13 protein-coding genes are annotated in these 15,394 nt (G+C 60.6%); 10 read left to right on the top strand and 3 right to left on the bottom strand.

Features of this window, described 5'->3' with window-relative positions:
- Positions 1-512 (top strand): dihydrofolate reductase family protein (locus AC097P_RS17175; RefSeq protein WP_479611640.1); only part of this gene is annotated, 512 nt, incomplete at its 5' end.
- A gap of 54 nt (positions 513-566) precedes the next feature.
- On the opposite strand, the gene AC097P_RS17170 is transcribed toward AC097P_RS17175, so the two are convergent.
- Positions 567-1,337, bottom strand: a complete 771-nt coding sequence (locus AC097P_RS17170) for a 3-hydroxybutyrate dehydrogenase (protein WP_479611639.1) — start codon at positions 1,335-1,337, stop codon at positions 567-569.
- Between the two features lie 108 nt (positions 1,338-1,445).
- On the opposite strand from AC097P_RS17170, the gene AC097P_RS17165 reads away from it, so the two are divergent.
- The 4 genes from AC097P_RS17165 (at position 1,446) to AC097P_RS17150 (ending at position 7,686) form a co-directional block, all read left to right on the top strand.
- The gene (locus AC097P_RS17165; protein WP_479611638.1) at positions 1,446-2,348 is read left to right on the top strand and encodes an alpha/beta fold hydrolase; all 903 of its coding nucleotides are present in this window, start codon (positions 1,446-1,448) and stop codon (positions 2,346-2,348) included.
- 24 nt (positions 2,349-2,372) lie between these two features.
- Positions 2,373-4,766 (top strand): RelA/SpoT family protein, encoded by a 2,394-nt coding sequence (locus AC097P_RS17160; RefSeq protein ID WP_479611637.1) that lies wholly within the window; start codon positions 2,373-2,375, stop codon positions 4,764-4,766.
- 115 nt (positions 4,767-4,881) lie between these two features.
- Entirely contained in the window at positions 4,882-6,270 is a 1,389-nt protein-coding gene (yjjJ, locus tag AC097P_RS17155) for a type II toxin-antitoxin system HipA family toxin YjjJ (protein ID WP_479611636.1), read from the top strand.
- Positions 6,271-6,369: 99 nt separating this feature from the next.
- Positions 6,370-7,686 (top strand): methyl-accepting chemotaxis protein, encoded by a 1,317-nt coding sequence (locus tag AC097P_RS17150; protein WP_479611635.1) that lies wholly within the window; start codon positions 6,370-6,372, stop codon positions 7,684-7,686.
- A gap of 7 nt (positions 7,687-7,693) precedes the next feature.
- On the opposite strand, the gene AC097P_RS17145 is transcribed toward AC097P_RS17150, so the two are convergent.
- Both AC097P_RS17145 and AC097P_RS17140 read right to left on the bottom strand, forming a co-directional pair.
- A complete protein-coding gene (locus AC097P_RS17145) occupies positions 7,694-9,160 on the bottom strand; it encodes a TRAP transporter large permease subunit (protein WP_479611634.1) in 1,467 nt (488 codons plus the stop codon).
- Positions 9,160-9,627 carry a C4-dicarboxylate ABC transporter substrate-binding protein gene (locus tag AC097P_RS17140; protein ID WP_479611633.1) on the bottom strand — a complete coding sequence of 156 codons (468 nt, stop codon included), beginning with the start codon at positions 9,625-9,627 and terminating at the stop codon, positions 9,160-9,162. The genes AC097P_RS17145 and AC097P_RS17140 overlap by 1 nt, the downstream gene beginning before the upstream one ends.
- Positions 9,628-9,763: 136 nt before the next feature.
- On the opposite strand from AC097P_RS17140, the gene sbcB reads away from it, so the two are divergent.
- The 5 genes from sbcB to AC097P_RS17115 all read left to right on the top strand — a co-directional run bounded on the left by sbcB (position 9,764) and on the right by AC097P_RS17115 (position 15,392).
- Complete coding sequence (gene sbcB / locus AC097P_RS17135) at positions 9,764-11,212, top strand: exodeoxyribonuclease I (RefSeq protein WP_479611632.1); 1,449 nt, start codon at positions 9,764-9,766, stop codon at positions 11,210-11,212.
- Between the two features lie 65 nt (positions 11,213-11,277).
- Complete coding sequence (locus AC097P_RS17130) at positions 11,278-11,754, top strand: FKBP-type peptidyl-prolyl cis-trans isomerase (RefSeq protein WP_479611631.1); 477 nt, start codon at positions 11,278-11,280, stop codon at positions 11,752-11,754.
- A 131-nt stretch (positions 11,755-11,885) separates the two neighbouring features.
- Positions 11,886-12,728 (top strand): HDOD domain-containing protein, encoded by an 843-nt coding sequence (locus tag AC097P_RS17125; RefSeq protein ID WP_479611630.1) that lies wholly within the window; start codon positions 11,886-11,888, stop codon positions 12,726-12,728.
- Positions 12,729-12,730: 2 nt separating this feature from the next.
- Entirely contained in the window at positions 12,731-14,383 is a 1,653-nt protein-coding gene (locus tag AC097P_RS17120; protein WP_479611629.1) for an EAL domain-containing protein, read from the top strand.
- Between the two features lie 166 nt (positions 14,384-14,549).
- Positions 14,550-15,392: an HDOD domain-containing protein gene (locus AC097P_RS17115; RefSeq protein WP_479611628.1), complete on the top strand. Its 843-nt coding sequence runs from the start codon at positions 14,550-14,552 to the stop codon at positions 15,390-15,392.
- The last annotated feature ends 2 nt before the right edge of the window (positions 15,393-15,394 follow it).

The raw sequence follows: 15,394 nt of genomic DNA, 5'->3' as shown, positions 1-15,394 counted from the left end.
CACACGCCTTCTTCACCCGTCTCATGGACGAGGCCGGCGCGATGCTGTGGGGCCGCGTCACCTACGAGATGATGGAGAGCTACTGGCCGGCGGTCGCCCGCGGCGACACGGATGCACCTCCAGCGGTTCGCGATTGGGCGGTCAAGCTGGAGGCTAAGCCGAAGTACGTAGTGTCTTCAACGCGAACGGACTTCCCATGGACCAACAGCCACCACATCGCCGGCGACTTGCGCACGGGCGTAGAAAAGCTCAAGGATGAGACCCCAGCCGGCGTGCTGCTCGGCAGCGGCAAGCTCGCAACCGAGCTGGACCGGCTGGATCTGATCGACGAGTACAAATTCCTCATCCACCCCAGGATCGCCGGCCATGGCCCTACCCTGTACGGGGGCGGGCTGCCCAGTACGCGGCGGCTGGAGTTGCTCTCGGCCAAGCCGCTCAGCAACGCAGTGGTGGCCATGCATTACCGGCGAGCGCCCAATGCCACCGGCGACAGAGCAGGCCTTTCAGATTAGCTATAAAAACAGTAGCTGCTTACGCACGCTGCACGAGGGCTACAGCCCGATTCGTCACTGAGCCGCCCAGCCGCCGTCCATATTCCAGGCCACACCCCGCACATTATTCCCGGCGGGGGAGCAGAAGAACACAGACAGCGCGCCCAGCTCTTCGGGCGTCGTGAACTGTAGCGATGGCTCCTTCTCGCCCAGCAGCTGCTTGGTGGCGTCGGCATTGCTGATACCTTGGGCCGTAACCTTGGCGTCCACCTGTTTTTGCACCAGCGGCGTCAGCACCCATCCGGGGCAGATGGCGTTGCAGGTGACGCCGGTGGTGGCGTTTTCCAGCGCAGTGACCTTGGTCAGGCCCACCACGCCGTGCTTGGCCGCCACATAGGCAGATTTTTCAGCCGAACCCACGAGGCCGTGGACTGATGCCACATTGATGATGCGGCCCCAGTTGTTGGCCTGCATGCCGGGCAGTGCCAGGCGGGTGGCGTGGAAGGCGCTGCTCATGTTGATGGCGATGATGGCGTCCCACTTCTCAACCGGGAAGCTCTCGATGCGGGCCACGTGCTGAATACCGGCGTTGTTGACCAAGATGTCCAGGCTACCAAAGGTTTTGGTGGCAAAACTGATCATGTCTTCGATCTCGGCGGGCTTGCTCATGTCTGCGCCGTGGTAGGCCACCTGCACGCCCAAGGCAGCCACTTCAGCCTTGGGGCCTTCCACATCACCAAAGCCATTGAGCACGATGTTGGCGCCCTGGGCCGCCAATGCCTTGGCAATGCCGAGGCCAATACCGCTGGTGGAACCGGTAACGAGAGCTGTTTTACCTTTGAGCATGGTCTTCCTTTTTAATCAATTACGATTCACCCGTGGCATTGAACTTGCAAAACCCGTTGCAAACAGGACCAATGCCCAACGCTTCATTATCAAACCACCCATTGCACCATGTCTGACCCTAAGCTGAACTACTTACCGTGCCCCGACACCGGTGCCGGGCATCGCATGGCATTTTGGGAGTGGGGCGACCCAGCGGCAAGCCACGTGGTGGTCTGCGTGCACGGCCTGTCGCGCCAGGGGCGGGACTTTGATGTGCTGGCCCAGGCCCTGGTGGCCAAGGCCGGTGGTGCGCTGCGTGTGGTCTGCCCGGATGTAGTGGGCCGGGGCAAGAGCGATTGGCTGGCCGATCCGCAGGGCTACCAGATCCCGGCCTACGCTGGCGACATGGTGGCGCTCTTGATGCATTTGAAACCGACCACCCAAACCTTGGATTGGGTGGGCACCAGCATGGGCGGCCTGATTGGTATGGCCGTGTTCGGGCAAAAGCAATTTCCGCTGCCGCTGCAGGTGCGGCGTTTGGTGCTGAACGATGTAGGCCCGAGCATCCAGTGGGAGGCCTTGGCCCGCATCGGCGCTTACCTGGGGCGCGCGGTCAGGTATGATTCGTTGCAGCAGGCGGCCGATGCGATGTGGTCCATCTCCACCAGTTTTGGGCCGCATACCCCCGAGCAATGGATGGAGCTGTCCCGCCACATGGTCAAGCCCGTGCCGGGATCGGACACAGCGGTTACGCTGCATTACGACCCTGCCATTGCCGTGCCCTTTACCGCCGTCACGCAAGAGGCAGCCGCGCAAGGCGAGGCCATGTTGTGGACCTTGTATGACGGTCTGCAGGCGCAAACCCTGGTGCTGCGCGGTGCCCAGTCGGATCTGCTGTCACCGCAGACCGCCAAGATGATGACCGAGCGCGGCCCCAAGGCCCGCCTGGTCGAATTTGCCGGTGTAGGCCACGCGCCCACGCTGATTGCGCCGGACCAGGTGGAGGCTGTGACCAGCTTTGTGCTGGGCTGATTTGTTTATGTTTTCTGTGCTCCCATGAAAAGCCATACGTCTGAGCACGCCCCGACCGCTCCGCTGATTGCCGCTACTGCCGATACCCTGCCCGAACAGGCCGATGCGCTGGTGCGCGCCCGATCATTTGCCGAGCCGCTCTTGGGCAGCGAAACCCTGGATACCGGCGAAAACGTGCTGGCCCATGCCGATGCGGTGGCGCGCATCCTGCACAGCATCGGCGGCTCGCAGGCCATGCAGGCGGCCTGCTACCTGGTCTACACGTGCGACCACCTGAACAAACCGCATGAGGTAATTGCCAAGGCCTTCGGCAGCAATTTCGCCGACCTGGCCATGGAGACCACCAAGCTCGTGCGCGTGCAGCGCATGGCACGCTTGGCCCAGGTGTCTGCAGGCCATGCCGCCACGCCGATACCGATGGCACAGACGGACGGTGCCGCCGGGCCGCCCCAAGGCACCGACGGCCCCCCTGGGGGGCAGCGACCGGCGCAGCGGTGGAGCGTGGGGGCAACAGCTTCGCAGACCGAAAGCGTGCGCAAGATGCTGCTGGCCTTCTCACGCGATTTGCGTGTGGTCATGCTGCGCCTGGCATCACGGCTGCAGACGCTGCGTTACTTTGCCGCCACCAAACTGCCGGTGCCGCCCGGGCTGGCCAGTGAATCGCTGCAGGTGTTTGCGCCGCTGGCCAACCGCCTGGGTATCTGGGAAATCAAGTGGGAGATAGAAGACCGGTCCTTCCGCTTCCTGGAGCCCGACACTTACCGCCAAGTGGCCAAGCTGCTAGACGAAAAGCGTGTGGAGCGAGAGGCCCATGTCGAAAAACTGCGCCAGCAGTTGGCCGAAGATTTGGCCCGCCAGGGCATACACGCCACCGTGCAGGGTCGGCCCAAACACATTTACAGCATCGTCAAAAAGATGCGCGGCAAGTCGCTGGGGTTTGAGCAGGTGTACGACATCCGCGCGCTGCGCATTGTGGTGCCCGACGTGCGGGATTGCTACGCCGCGCTAAGCTGGGTGCACAGCCAGTTTGCGCCCGTGGCCGATGAATTTGACGACTACATCGCCCGGCCCAAGGCCAATGGCTACCAGTCGCTGCACACGGTAGTGCGCGAAAGTAGCCCCCACGCTCCGACGCTGCGTGGGTCGCTGCCCCCCGAGGGGGCTGTCCCGCCTAGGGGCGGCCCGGCGGCCGGACGCTCTGCGGGCCAACCTATCGAGGTGCAGATTCGCACGCAGGCTATGCACGACCATGCCGAGATCGGCGTCGCCGCCCACTGGGCCTATAAAGAGGCAGGTGCCAAGGGCTACGGTGGCAGCGTTACCGCGGCGGGCGAGTACGACGCCAAGATCGCCGTGCTGCGCCAGTTGCTGGCCTGGGAGCGCGACCTGTCCGGCGCACAAGAGGGGCACAAAGGAGAGGTCAGCTTCGACGATCGCATCTATGTGCTGACGCCCAATGCAGCCATTGTGGAGCTGCCCCAGGGTGCTACCGCAGTCGACTTTGCCTACAGCGTGCACACCACGCTGGGCCACCGTTGCCGCGGCGCGCGGGTGGATGGCGCCATGGTGCCGCTCAATACACCGCTCAAAAACGGGCAGACGGTAGAAGTAACCACGGTGAAGGAGGGCGGCCCGTCGCGCGACTGGTTGAACCCCGAGCTGGGCTTTCTGGTCAGCCACCGCGCCCGCGCCAAGGTGCGGGCCTGGTTCAACGCGCTGGCCATGGGCGAGACAGTAGCCAAAGGCCGCGAGGCGGTCGAAAAGCTGTTGCAGCGCGAGGGTAAAACGGCCGTCAAGCTGGACGATTTGGCGTCACAACTGGGCTTTAACTCGGCTGACGATTTGTTCGAGGTGGTGGGCAAGGACGAGTTCTCGCTGCGCAACATCGAAATGCTGCTGCGCCCGCCCGAGCCTGTGGCCGCGCAAGACGACTACATGCCGCTCAAGAAGCCCCGCACCTCGGGTGGTAAAGGCGGCGTGCTGGTGGTGGGCGTGGATTCGCTGATGACGCAACTGGCCAAGTGCTGCAAGCCGGCACCGCCCGACGCTATCTGCGGTTTTGTGACGCGGGGTAAGGGTGTCAGCGTGCACCGTGCCGATTGCTCCAACCTGCACAACATGGTCACCCGCAGCGGCGACCGCGTGATCGATGTGGAATGGGGCGGCAAGACCGGTGGCGATGGCTCGGTCTACCCGGTGGACGTGGCCGTGGAGGCCAACGACCGCCAGGGTCTGCTGCGCGACATCTCCGAGGTGTTTGCCAAGGAAAAGATGAACGTGATCGGTGTGCAAACCCAGTCGATACGCGGCATTGCGTGGATGACGTTTACCGTAGAAGTCAGCGATTCTGGCCGTCTGAACCGGGTTTTAGGCATTGTGGCGGACTTGAGCGGAGTCCGGGCGGCGCGCAGGCGCTGACGATAAATCAATAAATTATCGAATCACAAAAACGACAAATTTAAGAAATGTAAGACGAGTTACATTGGTAAAGTAAGGCGATGGTGGCAAAATATCGATTCCTAAATCGAATCACATGCCGCCAAAAATACTCGACATTCCCCGCACGCAGCTGCCCCGACTCTTGCAGAGCAATCCTGGCAGCAAAAGCACGGAGTTGGCGTCCATGGCACAGGTCAGCACCCCGACGATGGTGCGCATGCTCAATGAGGCCGGAGATAGCGTGCTGCGCCTGGGCAAGGCACGGGGCACACGCTATTTTCTGCGCCGCACGCTGCGGGGGCAGACCACTTCAGCGCCCGTATACGCCATCAACCGCGATGGTGTGCCGTCCCAGGTGGGCCAACTGGAGCTGATAGCACCGCGTGGCACCGTGCTGAATGTCGCTGGCATGGGCTGGCCTGTCGAAGAAGAGTTTGCCCAGGGCGTGTGGCCCGACGGCCTGCCGTACCCACTGCAGGACATGAAGCCCCAGGGTTTTCTGGGCCGCCAATTTGCGCATTTGGAGTCCCGCGCGCTGGGCGTGTCAGCCAACCCCCGCGAGTGGAGCGATGACGATGTACTGGTCATCCTGCTGAACCGGGGTACCGACACCAGCGGCAACCTCATCGTCGGCGACGGGGCCCTGGACCTGTGGCTGCAGAACAAGGCCGCGCCACAAACCGTGTTGACTGCGGATGACACGCTGGCCGGCTACCTGGCGTTTGCTGAACAGGCCAGCGCGCGGGGCATGGCGGGCTCCAGCGCAGGTGGCGAGTTTCCCAAGTTCACGGTGCTGCGCGAGCTGCAGGGCGCGCATACGCAGCATGCGATCGTCAAGTTTTCGGCCAACGATAGGTCAGACACGGTCCAGCGTTGGTCGGACCTGCTGGTCTGCGAGCACCTGGCGCTGCAGTCCGTGCGGACCATTGCGCAGATCCATAGCGCCAATAGCCGGGTGCTGCACCACGGTGGGCGCACATTTTTAGAGGTTGAGCGGTTTGACCGGCATGGCCTGTTTGGCCGCAGCCCCCTGTGCAGCCTGGATGCGTTGGAGGCCGCCATATTGCCCACCACTAGTACAGACTGGGGCGATGCTGGCGACAAGATGCAAACCCAGGGCTGGGTGGGCAGTGACGAGGCTGCGCAGCTGCGGGCCATCTGGGCCTTTGGCAAGCTGATCGCCAATGCCGACATGCACAAGGGCAATGTGAGCTTCGTGCCAGGAGCAGCCAGCCTGCGGGTTGCGCCGGTGTACGACATGCTGCCCATGGCCTACGCTCCGCTGGCCGGCGGTGAAATCCCGAAGACGGTGTACGCACCCGGGTTGCCTGCGCCAAAGGACAGGGATGCCTGGTTGGCAGCCAGCCGGGCCGCACGGGCTTTTTGGGCTGCGGCCGCGGTGGACGATCGCATCAGCGCAGGGTTTCGTGCGGTATGTGATGCCAATCTGTGCGAATTGGAGCGCCTGACTGCTCTGGCCTGAGCCCACCCACGGGATTGCGCTCCTTTTCGCGGGTTCACACTGCCCCATGGGCGCCCCGCCTCTGATAGATTAGCTCCATAACACTAGGAGACATGGCGCATGTTCAATCAGCTCACCCTCAAGCAACGCGTGGTCCTTCAACTGCTGCTCAATATCACCTTGCAAGTGGTGGTGGTCACCGGGGTAGTGATGGAGTGGAGCAAGACGACGTTGATCCTCAGCAGCTTGGGTGTGGGCTTGTTCATGCTGTGGCTCTACCTGGACAGCGCCATGGCCAGCAAGCAGTTTGTCGAAGAACTGATCTCAGGCGCCGATCGCATGGGCCACGGCGATTTGACGAAGGACGTGTCCACCAGCTTCGGTAACCCCACATTGCGGGAAGGCCTGGGCACCATGCAGGCACTGCAAACGCGCATACGCTCCATGCTGGGCGCGCTCAACGATGGGGCTTGGCAGGTGAGCAATGCGTCTGCCGAAATCGCGGCGGGCAATCAGGATTTGAGCCGCAGGACCGAGCAGGGCAGCTCTGAACTCCAGGCAGCATCCAGCGCCATGAAGGAAATGACCGATGCGGCCGCGCAGAGCTCGGACGCCATGCAAAAGGCCACCAGCCTGAGCCAGGGCACCAGCGCGCTGGTCCACACCAGCGGGGCCGTGGTGAACCAGGCCGTGGCAGCAATGGGCGAGATCAACAACTCGTCGCGCAAGATTGCCGACATCATTTCCGTCATCGACGGCATTGCGTTCCAGACCAATATCCTGGCGCTGAATGCCGCTGTGGAAGCCGCCCGTGCCGGTGAGCAGGGCCGTGGCTTCGCCGTGGTGGCATCCGAAGTGCGCTCACTGGCTGGCCGATCGGCCGAAGCAGCTAAGGAGATCAAGAGCCTGATTACCGTTTCGGTCGAGCAAGTGGAGAAAGGTGCCGGTCTGGTCAACGATGCCGGCGAGAAGATGGGCGAGGTGGTCAAGGCCATCGAAGCCGTGTCCGGACTAATTCTGGAAGCCAGTGGCAAATCACAGCAGCAGACACGCGGCCTGCACGAGATATCCACCACGCTGGAGCACCTGGACGTGGCCATGCAACAGAACGCCGCGCTGGTGGAGCAGGAAACTGCGGCAGCCGAAAGCCTGAAGCACCAGGCCGCCAAGCTGCATGCCCTGGTAGGCGAGTTCAAACTGCCGGGCAATATGGCTGGCGCACCGCCTAAGCCCACGCCACACCGTGCAAAAGCTGCACCATCCCACCGGCCCACCGCCGCGGCCAACCGTGCACCAGCACCCAAAGCCATCGCCAAACCTGCGGCCAGGTCTGCCGGCAAGCCGCTGCAAAAACTCGCTGCGCCCGCAAAGCAACACACTGCCGCGGCACCCAAGCCTGCCGCACGCGGCTCGGACGACGACTGGGAAACCTTTTAAACCAGTTTCAGGGCTTTTTCTCGTCGTCCAGCGCGCCGGCCTGATCCGCCATATCCCGTATCTGCTGGTCCAAATCCTGAGCCGATAGGGCTGGTTGATCAGAGACTGCGGGTGACGGCGCATCGAGCTGGTGCACTGTCCAGGGTTGTAAAAACACGATCGCCGTCACCGCGCACTGCATTGCAATATAGGGCGACAGCGCACGCAGTGTTTGCCAGACAGGCACGTTGGCCAAGCCCGCGCGCGACCGGGCCATCATCACCGCGTAGCCCATGGGCGGGATCAGGAAGCTCAACTGCAATACCAGCAGCAAGAGCACAGCCGTCTGCTGCGCGTCGCCCAGCCGGGCAATCAGTGGCGGCGCAACGATGGGGATGATGACAAAAATCATTTCAAAGGCATCCAGCACCCAGGCGCACAGGGCCACCAATGCCAATACCAGCGCGGCCGTCGCCAGGGGTGGCAAAGGCGATGCAAGCATGGTCTGCGTGATCCATGCATCCGTACCCCACAGGCGAAACACCAGGCTGAATGTGCTGGCGCCCACCAGCAGCGCTAGCAGCGCACCGCTCAGGCTTAGCGTGTCAGACAACACGGTCTTCCACTGATCGATGGTCAGCGCGTGGCTCAGCAGCGTGGCGGCGACCAGGGCCACCGCACCGGTGGCGGCTGCCTCAATGGCGAACACCCGGCCCGTAAATACACCCGCAAGCAACAACACGATGGCAAGTACCGTTGCGCCCGACACAGCCCACTGTGCGGCACTGGCAGGGCTGCTGGTATCGGAAGCGGACCCGCGGAACATGCGGCCTTGCCACCACGCCACCAGCAGCCACAACAGCAGCACACAGGCGGCAGGTAGCAGGGCTGCATGGAACACGTCTTGCGTGTTGATAATGCGCTGGCTGCCCAGGGTAAAGCCGGGCAGGTTGCTGGCCTCCGTATGGGCGCGCAGCATCGCATCGCCCAGCAGGATCAGTACCAGCGACGGCGGCACCACCACGCCAATGGTGCTGGACACGCTGATGAGTGCGGTGGCCGACGCGCCATTGAGTTGGCCCAGGCGCGGTGCCACCAGGCGCGCCAGCAGGGCCGAACTCGATGCCACCGAGCCATTCATCGGTGCGATCAAGGCGCCCACGCCAAAGGCGGCAACCGAGGTGCCCGCGCCGGTCCAGCGGAACACGCGCGCCAGTGACGAAAACAAGGCGTCCGCCACCGTCAGCCGCTGGAGCAACACGCCGACAAACACATACAGCGGCAGGGCCTGCAACAGGTCGTGCTCCAGCAGGCCCAGCGTACGCCCGCTGATGGCGCTGAGCACCCGGGCGTCAATGGCGCCCGTCACCCAGCCGCCGGCTGCAAAAGCGCTGGCGGTGCCAATCAACAGCGCCCACACCGGCAAGCCACTGGAGACGATCAGCAGGCCCAGCGCCATCAGCATCCACAAGCCACCAGTAGCAAATGCTGGCATCATGTTTGCGTGCCACGCAGCCGGCTCCAAACCGGAGCCAGCGCCAGGGCAAACGCGTCCACCAGCACCAGCATGGCCAGCAGCACCAAGGCGATGCGCAGCACAAAGTAGCCGGGCGTCAGCCCTTCGGTGAAACTTTCACGGACCAGTATTGACTCCAGCATTTGCGGTGCGGCCGCCCACAGCAGGAACGCGGCCCATGGTGCTACACACAGCAGCAATGCCCAGTTGCGCCACGGTGCTCCCGATTTGATAGCGGGTGAGGCATGTTTGACGAGGGCTAGATGGCTTTTTGACCGCGATGCCGCGGTGATGGCAACGGCTGCGTACAGCGAAAACAGTATCTGGGCCAGATCATTGGCCTGGCGCGAATAGGCTTGCAGGGCGTCACGCAACGGCCACTGCGCGAACAGCAGCAGCGCCAGTGGAATGATGAGAAGCCCGCCCAGCGCCACCAGCCTACGCACACCGGCCCCTTGGTGCGTGCACTATCGGCGAATGGCAGGCGCCGCGGCGCATCGTGCAACAAGGGTTCATGGGCAGGGCTCTCCTGGGTCTGTGCAATAGTGTAGTGTTGCCCCAACTGCATAGACCACTTCACCCATGGACAGCCACACCTTCCTCTGGCACGACTACGAAACCTTTGGCGCCGTGCCTCGGCGCGACCGGCCCGCGCAGTTTGCCGCCATCCGCACCGACGCGGATCTGAACGAGCTGGGCGAGCCCATCATGCTGTTCTGCCAGCCGGCGCCAGACTTCTTGCCCGACCCGCAGTCTTGCCTGATCACCGGCATCACACCCCAGCAGTGCCTGCAACAGGGCGTGCCCGAGCACCAGTTTGCCGCCACCATTGAGCAGGCCTTCAGCCTGCCCGGCACCATCGGCGTGGGCTACAACACGATACGGTTTGACGACGAGATCACGCGCTTTTTGTTCTGGCGCAACCTGATCGACCCCTATGCCCGTGAATGGCAAAACCAGTGCGGCCGCTGGGATTTGCTGGACGTGGTGCGCACCGCTTATGCCCTGCGGCCGGAGGGCATTGAATGGCCGACCAAGCCCGAGGGAGGTGCCAGCTTCAAGCTGACTGATCTGAGCGCTGCCAATGGGCTGCTGCACGAAGCCGCCCACGACGCGTTGAGCGATGTCCGGGCCACCATCGCGCTAGCCCGCTTGATCAAAACTGCCCAACCGCGTCTATTTGAATTCTGCTTGGGCCTGCACAAAAAGGACCGTGTGGCCGCCGAGCTGGGCCTGCCCACCACGCCCCAGCACGCGCGGCCGTTTTGGCACATATCCGGCATGTTCGCCGCCGAGCGCGGTTGCCTGGCGCTGATGTGGCCGCTGGCCATGCACCCCAAGAACAAGAATGAGCTGATCGCCTGGGATCTGGCTTTCGATCCGCGCGAGCTGGAGACGCTATCGGTGGAGGAGTTGCGCCTGCGCCTGTTCAGCAAGACCGCGGATCTGCCTGAGGGCATGACCCGCCTGCCGGTCAAGACCATCCACCTGAACAAATCGCCAATGGTGATGGCGAATCTGAAGGTTCTATCGCCCACCATGGCCCAGCGCTGGGGCATCGATGTAGACGCCCAACTGCGCCACGCCGAATGGGCGCGCGACCTGCCCGACATGAGCGCCATCTGGCCCGAGGTGTTTGAGCGGTCCGAGCCAGCCCGGCCGGACGTAGATGAAGACCTGTACGGTGGTTTTGTCGGCAATACGGACAGGCGCCGCCTGAATGATCTGCGCGCCATGTCGCCGCAGCAGTTGTCCAACGCCCACCCGGCGTTTGATGACCCGCGGCTGCCTGAACTGCTGTTCCGCTACCGGGCGCGCAATTTCCCCGAGTTGTTGACCGAAGAAGAGTCCGAACGCTGGGAGGCGCACCGCGCAGAGCGCCTGTTTGACGGGGCCTACGGAGCGCGCACCGTCGAGCAGCTGTTTGATGAAATCGACCAGTTGTCCGAGTCGGTAGAAGACGAGCGCGGCGAGGCCATCTTGGGCGCGCTGTACGACTACGCAGAATCCATCGCCCCCCATCGAGAATGAAGGGGACTGAACTGCGGCGAGAATAGCGGCCATCTTTCTACGCCACTACCTACTTTTGTAATCCCATGAAAATCGACAAAGACACCGCCGTCACCCTGCGTTTCTCCGTAACCGACGCCGCAGGCAAGGTCATCGACAAGGGCACCGAGCCCATGGTCTACCTGCATGGCGGCTACGACAACATCTTCCCCAAGGTCGAAGAAGCGCTGGAAGGCCACGAAGCGGGCTACGAAGTCTCGCTGACGTTGGCCCCCGAAGACTCCTTCGGCCAGCACAATCCGCAACTGATCACCACCATCGCCAAGAAAGACTTTCCCCCTGGCGTCAAGGTCGGTGGCCATCTGCAAGGTCGTGGCGAAGACGGACAGGACCACGTGTTCACCGTCGTCAAGATCAAGGGCGACACCGTGCACCTGGACGGCAACCACTCCCTTGCAGGGCAAACGCTGACGTTCGGCATCAAAGTGGTGGATGTGCGCGCCGCATCGGCGGAAGAGATTGCGCACAAGCATGTGCATGGTGAGCATGGTCACCACCATTGAATAGTCCCTTAGAACTAGCAAATTTGATGATGGGCGTGGGGCGTACTTACTACCATTTGTAAGTGAGGTCCCTGCCCAAGGGGAGGTTCGACCTATTGACTGGTCAGGTGGTTTGGGATCAAACTAAACCAATGGCACCTGAGCTTTCGCTAAAACTGGTGGCTGCGGTTGACAGCATGCCCGCGTTCCCACAAAGCGTCCAAAAAATACTGGAGATGACTCGAGACGTCGCTTGCTCTCCCAAGGATCTTGTTCAGGTTATTGATAAAGATCCGGTGATGACCGTAAAAGTACTGCGGGTTATCAATTCAGCGCACTACAGCCTGCCAAAACAAGTTACTTCTATTAACCATGCCGTGGTGTACCTCGGGTTCAACACCATTAAAAATCTGGCGCTGGGTATTGCCGCCATGGGTGTGTTGCCCTTGGGCAACATTGCTGGCTTGGATGGACAGCAGTATTTGCTGCATTCCCTATCAACTGCAGTAATAGCTAAACAGTTGGCAAATCGTTTGCACGGTGTGGAGCCAATGGAGTGTTTTATCGCGGGGCTACTGCACGACTTTGGCAAAGTGGTGTTCGCTCGCCATATGCCTATGGAGTTTCGCAAGGCCCTGGAGTTCAGCCTATGGAACGAAACCTCCTTGCATGCAGCGTTGCGCGAGACGATTGGCGTAGACCATGCCGTGGTCGGGGCGATGCTGGTTGAGAAATGGAATTTTGCGCCTAGTCTGGTCGAAACCATCCGTCACCAATACGGACCGGAAATGAAAGACACCGACATGGTTGCTTGCGTCTTTGCAGCCAACCAGATCAGCAAAAAGATGGCGCTGGGTTTTGCCGGGAATCCTTATGTGGACGAACTCCCTGCCTCGATAGCAGCGCGATTCGGCGGTTCCCTGGACGAAGTTGTGCTGTCTTTGGGCGACTTGTCATTGGTCTTGACAGAGGCCAAGATGTTCTCAAAGGTTTGAACATGATTAGTTCCAAAGATCCTACAGCGGAGCACAGGGTAGCGCATCTCTTGCCCGATATGGCGGCGGACCTGCACGGCGCTATAGAGCGAGGTGAGCTGCTCGTGCTGTACCAACCTATCGTGAATTTAGTGACGGGAAAGGTCAATGGCATGGAAGCGCTCCTGCGCTGGAATAGCCCGCGGTGGGGTCCGGTCGAACCGCTTTCCCTGATACCTTTAGCGGAGCAGTCTGGTCTGATCGATGATGTTGGCTTTTGGGTATTGCGCAGGGTGTGCCAAGACTTGCGTACCTTGCTGGACGGTGGATGCGCCATACCGCATGTTGCGGTCAATTTGTCGACAGTCCAATGTCGCGACACCCACTTGGTCCAACACGTGAAGATTGCCACGGACGAATTCCAGATCGAACCTGGACGGTTACATCTAGAAATCACTGAATCCACGCTGATGGATGAAGAGAACCAGTGCGAGACCATATTCCAGTCGTTAAAAGAGATGGGTGTGCTCTTGTCATTGGATGATTTTGGCACCGGGTGCGCGTCGTTGAGCTATCTAAAGCGCTACCCTTTCCACACGATCAAGATAGACGAATCCTTTGTTCGAGAGGTCGGCGCCAACCCAGCAGACACGTCGATAGTCAACGTCATCATTGCTATGGCGCACGGTTTGGGCTTGAAAATAATTGCAGAGGGAGTGGAGACGGAGGCCGAATGTGAAATCATGCGGACCAGCGGGTGTGACGGGATTCAGGGCCATTTCTTCTCCCCTCCGGTCCCGCTGGATGGTATGAGAGCTATGTTGACCGAAGGCAGGGAGTTGCCTGCCCATCTATTGCGCTTTCGCGCGAAGCCACGTACTTTGTTGCTGGTTGATGACGAACCGAATGTAGTCACCTCCCTTAAGCGGCTGTTCAGACGAGATGGGCACACCATCTATACCGCGAGCAGCGGCGAAGAAGGCTTAAAGATTCTGTCATCACAAAAGATTAACGTCATCATCTCGGACCAGCGAATGCCGGGTATGTCAGGTGTTGAGTTTTTGAGAGCGGCCAAGATACAGCACCCGGAGACGATCCGCATCATTTTGTCGGGGTACGCGGAGTTGCAGTACGTCACCCAAGCAATCAACGAGGGTGCCATCTACCGTTTTCTGACAAAACCGTGGGACGACGAGCAACTCAGGGAGCAGGTTTTTCGCGCATTTGAGCACAGTGAGTTGCAGGAAAAAAATCAGCAACTGGACATCAGGATTCGTGCGAGCAACCGTGATCTTGTTGCCATCAACCGCCAGTTGAACGATGCAATCGCAGCCAATCGCAAGCAAATTGACCGGGATGAAGTAAGCCTTTCAATCGCCAGGGAGGCCCTGCAATTTGTGCCTCTACCCATCATTGGCGTCGATGACGAGGGGTTGATGATCTTTTGCAACACTGCCGCCGAAGTGTCATTTGCACAATATGGCCCACTCATCGGCATGGGCTTGGTTGAAGTTTTACCGACCGTTGCGGCGGTACTGGAAAGTACGGGAGAGGGTGAGGCAGATTCGTTGCTCCTTGCTGGCTGCAACCAAATCATCCGTTGGCATTGCATGGGAAAGACTTCGCGCTCTAGAGGCAAGCTAATTTTCTTTTCAAAGAAGGAGCCGTTGCAATGAACAATAGCGAGCAGCCATCGGACCCGCCACATCGCGACTCGTCACTCCCGACGAGTGCAGATGCATTAGCGCGGCTTGAACATTTGTTTCGCAACCAACCGATGGAAGACCCCGGCGACCGTTTTCTGTTTGAGTTGGTTCGTCGCTACCGCCTAGGTGAACCAAAATGACAGCGCTGAATTTGGATGATGTGATGAAAGGCATCCGCCGCTTGCCAGCGCTGCCCACGGTAGTGCACGACCTGTTGGTCAGCATTGACCAAGAAGACGTTGACGTGGCGGAGCTGGCGCGCAAGATCGCGTTAGACCCCAGTCTGACCGCTCGGTCGCTGCGCCTGGCAAATTCATCGTTCTATGGAATGGCCAACCAGATAAGCACCATCCAGGAGGCTATCACCATACTTGGCATCAGGACTATCCGCGGGGTGGTGATAACGGCTGCGCTATTGGGAGCCTTTGCGACAAGCACTAAAGCCAGCTTTAACGTAACCGCTTTTTGGCGCCATGCCATAGCCACAGCCTTGTGCACAAGAGAGCTGGCACCGTATTTCAAACTCAATCCTGAGCACGCATATACCTCGGGCTTGCTGCATGACGTGGGGCGCATGGTTTTGGTAGCGCTTTTCCCCACCCAATACGAAGCGGCACTGACCTACCAGGCTAACCAGAAATGCAGTCTGCTGGACGCGGAGCGTGCAGTGCTGGAAATTGATCACTCCCAGGTGGGACATTGGTTAACCAATTACTGGAAGTTTCCTGACTCCTTGCAGCAAGCTGTAGCAACACACCACCAACCGCTTTCAGATTCCATAACACCCTTGGGCTACGTACTTGTCGCCGCAAACGCCATTGCCCATGCGCTTGACCTGTCTATGGATGAAGACGAGAGCGTGCCGTACGTGCCAGCCATTTATTGGCAAAAATTTGGAGTCAGCGATAAAGACCTGTTAATAGTGTTTGCGCGGGTCGAGAAGCAGTTCGAAGGCGCAAGTTTGATCTTGAACGCTTAACG

This window comes from Rhodoferax sp. ZS1R8 (genome assembly GCF_056521325.1).
Note: the sequence above shows the minus strand (reverse complement) of the source record. Positions and strands in the feature narration are given on the sequence as shown.

What these genes read in the sequence shown, in the direction of transcription:
- AC097P_RS17165 (WP_479611638.1), top strand. Translation starts at nt 1,446, where the DNA reads ATGTCTGACCCTAAGCTGAACTACTTACCGTGCCCCGACACCGGTGCC.
- sbcB (WP_479611632.1), top strand. Translation starts at nt 9,764, where the DNA reads ATGGACAGCCACACCTTCCTCTGGCACGACTACGAAACCTTTGGCGCC.
- AC097P_RS17170 (WP_479611639.1), bottom strand. Translation starts at nt 1,337, where the DNA reads ATGCTCAAAGGTAAAACAGCTCTCGTTACCGGTTCCACCAGCGGTATT.
- AC097P_RS17125 (WP_479611630.1), top strand. Translation starts at nt 11,886, where the DNA reads ATGGCACCTGAGCTTTCGCTAAAACTGGTGGCTGCGGTTGACAGCATG.
- AC097P_RS17120 (WP_479611629.1), top strand. Translation starts at nt 12,731, where the DNA reads ATGATTAGTTCCAAAGATCCTACAGCGGAGCACAGGGTAGCGCATCTC.
- AC097P_RS17115 (WP_479611628.1), top strand. Translation starts at nt 14,550, where the DNA reads ATGACAGCGCTGAATTTGGATGATGTGATGAAAGGCATCCGCCGCTTG.
- AC097P_RS17130 (WP_479611631.1), top strand. Translation starts at nt 11,278, where the DNA reads ATGAAAATCGACAAAGACACCGCCGTCACCCTGCGTTTCTCCGTAACC.
- AC097P_RS17150 (WP_479611635.1), top strand. Translation starts at nt 6,370, where the DNA reads ATGTTCAATCAGCTCACCCTCAAGCAACGCGTGGTCCTTCAACTGCTG.
- yjjJ (WP_479611636.1), top strand. Translation starts at nt 4,882, where the DNA reads ATGCCGCCAAAAATACTCGACATTCCCCGCACGCAGCTGCCCCGACTC.
- AC097P_RS17160 (WP_479611637.1), top strand. Translation starts at nt 2,373, where the DNA reads ATGAAAAGCCATACGTCTGAGCACGCCCCGACCGCTCCGCTGATTGCC.
- AC097P_RS17145 (WP_479611634.1), bottom strand. Translation starts at nt 9,160, where the DNA reads ATGCCAGCATTTGCTACTGGTGGCTTGTGGATGCTGATGGCGCTGGGC.